The sequence below is a fragment of the Streptomyces sp. NPDC041784 genome (genome assembly GCF_055591025.1).
Genome location: NZ_JBVJAB010000047.1, coordinates 1 through 7,640, shown reverse-complemented (window position 1 = coordinate 7,640; position 7,640 = coordinate 1). Strand labels below are relative to the sequence as shown.

Sequence of the window (7,640 nt, the reverse complement as noted above, 5' to 3'; positions counted from 1 at the left end):
TTTTTAGCCGTCCGGTTATCGCGGTATTGGTTCTCCCTACCCCCCCCACCCCACCCCCCCCCCCCCCCCCCCCCCCCCCCCCCCCCCCCCCCCCCCCCCCCCCCCCCCCCCCCCCCCCCCCCCCCCGCAACGGTCTGCCCTTCCTTTCACCATCCCTTCGCCTTCCTTTCGTCTTCCTTTCGCCGCCCTCACTGTCGATCCGCCCGGAGACTGCCATGGATGCCACCGCACGCCCCGAGGACGCCGGTACCCACCCCGACTTCGACGGGATGTTCCAGATCGTCACCAGCTTCTGGGTGGCGCGCGCGGTGCACGCCGCCACCGCGCTGGGCCTCCCGGACCACCTCGCGGCCGAGCCCCGGACCGCCGCCGAGCTGGCCGGCGTGACCGGCACGCACGCCCGCTCCCTGGCCCGGCTGCTGCGCGCCCTGGCCGGAGTGGGTGTGCTGCGCTCGGACGCCGAGGGCCGCTACACGACCACCCCCCTCGGCGACGCCCTGCGCTCGGACGTCCCCGGCTCCCTCGCGTCCTTCGTCCAGATGGAACTGGGTGAGGCCCACCACGCCACCTGGGGGCTGCTGGCGGACTCCGTGCGGTCGGGCGAACCGGTCTTCGAGCAGGCCGTGGGGAAGAAGATCTGGCAGTTCTTCGAGGACACCCCCGCCATGAACGCCCACCTCGGCAAGGCGATGACCGGGCTCACCGCGATGGTCGCCGACGCCGTGCTCGACGTCTACGACTTCGGCCCCCACGAGCGGATCGTGGACGTCGGCGGCGGCGAGGGAGGCTTCCTCGCCTCCATCCTCACCGCGCACCCCCGGGCGCACGGCGTCGTCCTCGACCTGCCGCACGTCGTGGCGCACGGCCGCGAGCGGATCGAGGCCGCGGGCCTCGCGGACCGGTGCGAACTCGTCGGCGGCGACTTCTTCGAGAAGGTCCCCGAGGGCGGCGACCTCTACACGATGAAGTGGGTCCTGCACGACTGGGACGACGACGCCGCCGTCGAGATCCTCAGGTCCTGCCGGCGGGTCATGGGCGACAGCGCGCGTCTGCTCGTCGTGGACACCGTCGTCCCCGACGGCGACGGCTTCTCGCCCAGCAAGATCATCGACCTCAACATGATGGTGCTCAGCGGCGGTCAGGAGCGCACCGCCGAGGAGTTCCGGCGGCTCCTCTCGGCGGCGGGCTTCACCCTGACCCGCATCCTCCCCACCCGCTCGCCGAGCAGCGTGGTGGAGGCCGTCCCCGCACCGCTCGCCTGACGCCACGTCAGCTCACCTTCCACGTTCCCGTTCCCGTTCCCGAACCGCTCTAGGAGTTCCCCGTGTTCATCGCCTACGTCGTCGCCGCGAGCCTGCTCGCCTTCGTGCTCATCGGCTCCGGCAGAGCCAAGCTCGTCCGGGACGAGAAGGTCACCGAGGGGATGCACAAGATCGGCGTACCGGACAGCTGGTTCCCGCGGCTGTCCGCCCTGGAGATCGCCGGCGCGCTCGGCCTGATCATCGGCATCTTCTACCGGCCGCTGGGCATCGCCGCCAGCATCGGGATCATCGTCTACTTCATCGGCGCGATCACCACCCACCTCCGTGCCAAGGACACGAAGGGCCTGCCCATGCCGACCGTCCTGATGGTGGTCGCGGCGGCCCCGCTGCTGTTCGGCATCGCGACGGTCTGACCGGAGGAGCACGCATGTCCGACACGGTGAAGTCCCCGACCACGGTCGACTTCTGGTTCGACCCGCTGTGCGCGTGGACGTGGATGACGTCCCGCTGGCTGCTGGAGGCGGCGCGCTCGCGCGACCTCGACATCCGCTGGCATGTCATGAGCCTGGCCATACTCAACGAGGACCGGCTCGACCGGATCCCGGAGCAGTTCCACGACCTGGTCGGCCCCAAGGGCCTGCGCCCGGTCCGCGTGATCGTCGCCGCCCAGCAGCGGCACGACGCCGACGCGATCGCCCGGCTCTACACGGAACTGGGCACCCGCTTCCACAAGGAGGGCGAGGGCCCCAGCCCCACCCTGGAGGCCATCGAGGCCGCGCTGACGGCGGCCGGCCTGTCGGCGGACCTGATCCGGTACGCCGACACCGACACCTACGACGCCGAGGTCCGCGCCTCCCACGAGCGGTCCCAGGCCGCGGTGGGCGAGGAGTCCGGCAGCCCGGTCATCGCGGTCCCCGACGGGACGGGGGAGCGACGCGCCTTCTCCGGCCCCATCCTCACGCCCATCCCCAAGGGGGAGGAGGCCGCCCGGCTCTGGGACGCCCTCCTGCTCGCGGCCTCGGTCCCCGCCTTCGCGGAACTGAAGCGGGCGCGGTCGGGAGGCCCGGTCTTCGACTGAGGCGCCCCACCCATGTCACGGTTGCGCGCCCGGCTGCGTCGGTCCTGTTGAAGCACCCCACACGACTACGAACGAGAGGCGACGGGATGGGCACGGACGCACCGGAAGCACGGCAGCGCAACCCCTGGCTGGTGCTGGCGGTACTCTGCGCGAGCTTCTTCATGACGCTGCTGGACACGACGATCGTCACGATCGCCATCCCCGAGATGGCCGCGGGGCTCGGCGCCTCGCTGGACGACATCCTCTGGTTCGCCAACGCCTACATGCTGGTCTTCGCGGCGCTGTTGCTGCTCTCCGGCCGGCTCGGCGACCGGTTCGGCCCCCAGCGGACCTTCACCGCCGGGCTCGCGGTCTTCACCGTGGCCTCGGCGGTGTGCGGGTTCGTGGACACCCCGGGGCAGATGATCGCCGCGCGGGCGGTCCAGGGGCTCGGCGCCGCGGTGATGATGCCGCAGACCCTGGCCCTGATCAGCGCCGTCTTCCCGGCGGAGCGTCGCGGGGCGGCCTTCGGCGTGTGGTCCGCGGTCGCCGGCCTCGCCACGGTCGCCGGACCCACCGTCGGCGGCGCGCTGGTCTCCGGCCTGGACTGGCGCTGGATCTTCTTCATCAACGTCCCGATCGGCGTGGCGGCCCTGGTGGGCGCGTTCGCCGTGGTGCCCGACGTCCGCACGGGACAGCAGTCCTCGCTGGACCTGCCGGGCGCCGTGCTCTCCACGGCCGGCCTCAGCCTGATCGTGTACGGGCTGATCGAGGGCGAGCGCTACGACTGGGGCACCATCGAGTCCTTCCTCAGCATCCCGCTGGTCCTGGTGCTCGGCGTGGCGCTCCTCGGGCTCTTCGCGCTGCACCAGCGGGCCCGCCAGGACCGCCGTCCGCTGGTGCCGTTCGAGCTGTTCCGCAGCCGCGCGTTCACCGTCTCCGCGACGCTCGGGGCGCTGCTGCTCTTCGGTTCCATCGGCGTGCTGCTGCCGCTCACCCTCTACCTCCAGTCCGTGCTCGGGCTCTCCGCGGGCGAGGCCGGTCTCGCCCTCGTACCGGGACCGCTGGTCTCGCTGTTCGTGGCGCCCTTCGCGGGCAACGCGGTCGGCAAGCTGGGCGGCCGCAAGATCCTCGTCCCCGGGCTGCTGGTCTTCGGCGCCGGTATCGCCCTGACGGCGGTCATGGCGCAGGCGGACTCCAGCGTGTGGGCGATCATCCCCGGCCAGATCGTGTTCGGCATCGGCATGGGCCTGGTCTTCGCCCCCACCAGCACCCTCGCGATGCAGGAGATCCCGCCGCGGCTGACCGGCGTCGCCTCCGGCATGTTCACCACCTTCCGCCAGATCGGCGCCGTCGTCGGCGCGGCGGCGGTGGGCGCGCTGCTCCAGAACCGGCTCGCCGCCGAGGGCGTACCGGAGGAGGTGCGGCAGCAGGCCGGCCGGCTCACCGACGCGATGTACGCCGACGGTCTCACCGACGCCGTGCGCTACGGCCTGTTCCTGACCGTCGCCGTGGCCGTCGTCGCCGCAGCCCTGGCGCTGCTCCTGCCGCCGCCGGCGCCGCGGCCGGTGCCGGACGCGCCCGCGGAGCCGCGCGCCGGGGCGGACGTGGCCTCGGCCGTGGACTAGCGGAATTCCCCCTCACTGCCTTTCCCGGATTTCCGTACCCCTGTATTTCGCACTGTTCCCGAGGAGGAATTCCCATGTCGGAGAAGACCGTCATCCAGCGTTACATCACCGCGCTCGGTGATCAGGACTGGGCTGCCCTGGAGAAGCTGTACGCCCCGGACGTCACCATGTACGCACCCACCGCCTGGGGGGTGACGGGCGTGGAATTCCTGCTGAAATTCTGCCAGGAGATCCACCACGCCCACCCCGGTATCCGTGCCGTCCTGCACGACGAGTTCTACAGCGCCGACGGCACCCGGGCGGCCTTCCGGTTCGCGCTCCACTGGCACAACACCGGCTCGTACTTCGGCAACGCGCCCACCGGTGAGCGCGGATCGAGCATCGAGCAGCACACCGTCCGCATCGAGGACGGGCGGATCGTCGAGCAGGTCGTCGGGGTCAGCACCCTGGGGCTGCACTTCCTCCAGAAGGAGGCGTGGGGGGTGGCGTACGTGACGGACGCCGTCGACCCGGCCCCGGAGATCGTCTCGGCCCCGCAGACCTCGCCGACCTCGCAGGGAGAGAACCGCTCGTGACCGAGCCGCTCGTCGAAGGCCCCTGGTCCATGGAGGGCGCCGCCGGGCTGCGGGTGCCGGGGGACGTCGCCGAGCGGTTCCGGGAGCGCGGCTGGTGGCGCAACACCTCCGTCCTGCACGATCTGCTCCGGGTCGCCGCCGAGCGCCCCGACGACCCGGCGATCGTCGTCTACAGCGCGCAGGACGGCCGTACCACCACCGTGCGCTACGCCGAGCTGGCGTTCCACGTCCGGAGGTTCGCCGCCGCGCTGACCTCCCTCGGCGTGCGCCGGGGTGATCGCGTCGCGTTCCAGCTGCCCAACTGGTGGGAGGTGGCGGCCCTCACCCTCGCCTGCTGCTGGACCGGCGCGATCGCCGTACCCCTGCTGCCCACGCTGCGCGCCCTGGAACTGGAGCGCATGCTGGAGGCGGCCCGCGCCCAGGTGTGCGTCGTCGTGGACACCTGGGAGGGCTACGACTGTGTGGCCGCGCTGGAGGAGATCTCCCCCCGGCTCCCCTGGCTGCGCCACGGTGTCGTGCACGGCGAGCGGGTCCCGCCCTGGGCGGTCGACTTCCGCGAGTACTTCCTGCGCACCCCGCACGAGGAGCGGTTCGCGCCGCCGCGCCTGCCGACCGGGGAGGCCGTCGACCGGGTCTGCATGCTGCTGTTCACCTCCGGCACCACCGGGGAGCGCAAGGCGGTGCTGCACACCGAGAACACCCTGTACGCGGGCACCGGGGCGGGAGCCGGCACGGTCGAGCGGGGCTGGGCCGTCCGCGAGGTGTTCAGCACCCCGCACCCCGTCACCGGGCCCGCCGGCCTGCTGTACTGCGTGTGGGGCCCGATCCTCGCCGGGGGCACCGGCGCCTACCAGGACGTATGGGCGCCGGAGCGATACCTGGAGCTGCTGTCGGCGGCCTCGGTCACCCAGAGCTTCCTGGCCCCCTCCTTCGTCCAGCAGCTCTTGGAGGAGCAGCGCCAGCGCCCCCGCTCGCTGCCCTCGCTGCGGTTCGTGATGACCGGCGCCGCCCCGGTACGGGCGGAACTCGCCCGCGCGATCCACGACGAGCTGCGGGTCCCGGTGCGCTCCTGCTGGGGGATGACCGAGGCGGGCATGGGCTTCAGGACCCGCGAGGACGACCCCTGCGACTGGGCCGCCAAGAGCGACGGCTCGCCGATGCCCGGCCTGGAGATGCGGCTGCTCCCGGCCCCCGGCGACGACGACATCCACCGGCTGCTGGTCCGGGGCGCCTCGGTGGCCGTCGGGTTCTGGCAGCCGGGCTCCGGGGCGCCGTTCCACGAGACGTGGCAGCACGACGACGGCTGGCTGGACACCGGGGACCTGGTCCGCGAGGACGGCCGGGGCGGCATCCGCTTCGCCGGCCGGGCGAGCCGGCGGGTCGGCGCCACGTTCATGATCCCGGTGGCCGAGGTCGAGCAGGAGATCCTGCGCCACCCCGGGGTACGGGAGGTGGTGCTGGTCGGCTACGAGGAGGAGCCGGGGCACGAGAGTTCGTGCGCGGTGGTGGTCGCCGACGGGGACCGCTGCCCGACGCTGGCGGAGCTGGTGGGCATCCTCGTCGAACGCGGCATGACCCGGTGGTACCTGCCCACCCGGCTCCTGGAGGTGTCCCCGGAGCTGCCGCGCAACGAGAACGGCAAGATTCGGTACGAGCGGTTGAAGGCCATGATTGTAGACTCGGCAGGGCAGTTGGCGAGCGATCGCGACGAGCGCCGACCCTGAGGGAACTGAGGGAACGGGGAGTCATGGCCGAGGCGACAGCCGTCTCCGAGCGGTCCGGGATCTCGGATCCGTTCGAACGGTACCGGCAGCTGATGTTCGGCATCTCGTACCGCATGCTCGGTACCGTCGTCGACGCCGAGGACGTCGTCCAGGAGACCTGGCTGCGCTGGCGGCGCGTCGACCGGGACGCCGTCGCCGATCCCCGCGGGTATCTGGTGCGGGCCGTCACCCGTACCGCCATCGACCAGATGCGCCGCAGCCGGGCCCGGCGCGAGGAGTACGTGGGGCCCTGGCTGCCCGAGCCGCTGCTGGTCTCCTCCGACGTCGCCATGGAGTCCTCGCTGCTCGGCGAGTCGCTGAGCATGGCGGTCCTGGTGATGATGGAGACGCTCTCCCCGCTGGAGCGCGCGGTGTTCGTGCTGCACGAGGTGTTCGGCTTCAGCTTCCCCGAGGTCGCCGAGGCGGTCGACCGCACCGAGACGGCGGTACGGCAGCTCGGCAGCCGGGCCCGGCGCCATGTGCGGCTGCGCCACCGGCGCTTCGAGCCGGACCGCCGGCAGGCCCGTGAGATCACCGAACGCTTCCTGGCCGCCTGCCTCGACGGCGACGTGGAGGCGCTCATGGCGGTCCTGGCCCCCGACGTGACGATGTGGGCGGACGGCAACGGCCAGGCGGAGACCCCGCGCGTCCCGCTGTACGGCGCCGCCGCCATCGCCGAGTACTTCGCGTCCACGGCGGGCCGCTACCCGGCCGGGCTGGTGGTCCGGATGCACGAGCAGTACGACGGCGCACCCGCCGCCGTCCTGGCCACACCGGCCGGCGTGTTCGCCGTGGTCACCGCGGACATCGACCTCACCGGCGACCACCCCCGCATCACCGCCGTACACGCCGTCCGCAACCCCGAGAAACTGCGCCGGGTACCGGCGGGCCGCTGAGCACCGACGCTCGCTCCGGGAGGTGGGGGTGTCCGGGGGCGCGGGTCGGCGGGGCGGGCCTCGGTGGCTGTTGCGGGGCGCGGGTGCGGGCCCGAGCGTCGGTGTCCGGGTCCTTTGACGCCGCTCGTGGCCTCGTGACGTTGGGTGGGTTCCGGGTGTGAGTCGCGGGTAGGTCGGGGCGGTGGCCCGGGCCGGGGCGCGGTTGCGGCTTCGGGCTGGCGGGTGGGGTTCCGGGGGCGGGTCGAGTGGCGTCGGCAGCCCTGGGACGGGCGGTCCGGGTGTCGGGCGGGTGCCGCGCGGTGGCCGGGTTGCGGTGGCTGTTGCGGGGCGCGGGTGCGGGCCCGAGCGGTGGGCAGGGGCCCCTGGCGGGGGGGGGGGGGGGGGGGGGGGGGGGGGGGGGGGGGGGGGGGGGGGGGGGGGGGGGGGGGGGGGGGGGGGGGGGGGGGGGGGGGGGGGGGG

General features: G+C 73.1%; 7 protein-coding genes. All 7 read left to right on the top strand.

Annotation, left to right across the window (positions count from 1 at the left end; all coding sequences use genetic code 11):
- The first annotated feature begins 215 nt into the window (after positions 1 to 215).
- On the top strand, positions 216 to 1,262 hold the full coding sequence (locus ACZ6D7_RS44130) for a methyltransferase (RefSeq protein WP_469503768.1): 1,047 nt from the start codon (positions 216 to 218) through the stop codon (positions 1,260 to 1,262).
- Between the two features lie 62 nt (positions 1,263 to 1,324).
- A complete protein-coding gene (locus ACZ6D7_RS44125; RefSeq protein WP_469503766.1) occupies positions 1,325 to 1,675 on the top strand; it encodes a DoxX family protein in 351 nt (116 codons plus the stop codon).
- A 14-nt stretch (positions 1,676 to 1,689) separates the two neighbouring features.
- On the top strand, positions 1,690 to 2,340 hold the full coding sequence (locus tag ACZ6D7_RS44120; RefSeq protein WP_469503764.1) for a mycothiol-dependent nitroreductase Rv2466c family protein: 651 nt from the start codon (positions 1,690 to 1,692) through the stop codon (positions 2,338 to 2,340).
- Between the two features lie 86 nt (positions 2,341 to 2,426).
- On the top strand, positions 2,427 to 3,947 hold the full coding sequence (locus ACZ6D7_RS44115; RefSeq protein ID WP_469503762.1) for a DHA2 family efflux MFS transporter permease subunit: 1,521 nt from the start codon (positions 2,427 to 2,429) through the stop codon (positions 3,945 to 3,947).
- Positions 3,948 to 4,021: 74 nt separating this feature from the next.
- Entirely contained in the window at positions 4,022 to 4,522 is a 501-nt protein-coding gene (locus ACZ6D7_RS44110) for an ester cyclase (RefSeq protein ID WP_469503760.1), read from the top strand.
- Positions 4,519 to 6,246, top strand: a complete 1,728-nt coding sequence (locus ACZ6D7_RS44105; RefSeq protein ID WP_469503758.1) for an AMP-binding protein — start codon at positions 4,519 to 4,521, stop codon at positions 6,244 to 6,246. Before ACZ6D7_RS44110 ends, ACZ6D7_RS44105 begins: the two co-directional genes overlap by 4 nt.
- A gap of 23 nt (positions 6,247 to 6,269) precedes the next feature.
- Positions 6,270 to 7,181: an RNA polymerase sigma factor SigJ gene (gene sigJ, locus ACZ6D7_RS44100; RefSeq protein ID WP_469503756.1), complete on the top strand. Its 912-nt coding sequence runs from the start codon at positions 6,270 to 6,272 to the stop codon at positions 7,179 to 7,181.
- The last annotated feature ends 459 nt before the right edge of the window (positions 7,182 to 7,640 follow it).

Bases quoted from the DNA above. Each gene is read 5' to 3' on its own strand.
- ACZ6D7_RS44115 (WP_469503762.1), top strand. From the start codon at position 2,427: ATGGGCACGGACGCACCGGAAGCACGGCAGCGCAACCCCTGGCTGGTG.
- sigJ (WP_469503756.1), top strand. From the start codon at position 6,270: ATGGCCGAGGCGACAGCCGTCTCCGAGCGGTCCGGGATCTCGGATCCG.
- ACZ6D7_RS44130 (WP_469503768.1), top strand. From the start codon at position 216: ATGGATGCCACCGCACGCCCCGAGGACGCCGGTACCCACCCCGACTTC.
- ACZ6D7_RS44110 (WP_469503760.1), top strand. From the start codon at position 4,022: ATGTCGGAGAAGACCGTCATCCAGCGTTACATCACCGCGCTCGGTGAT.
- ACZ6D7_RS44120 (WP_469503764.1), top strand. From the start codon at position 1,690: ATGTCCGACACGGTGAAGTCCCCGACCACGGTCGACTTCTGGTTCGAC.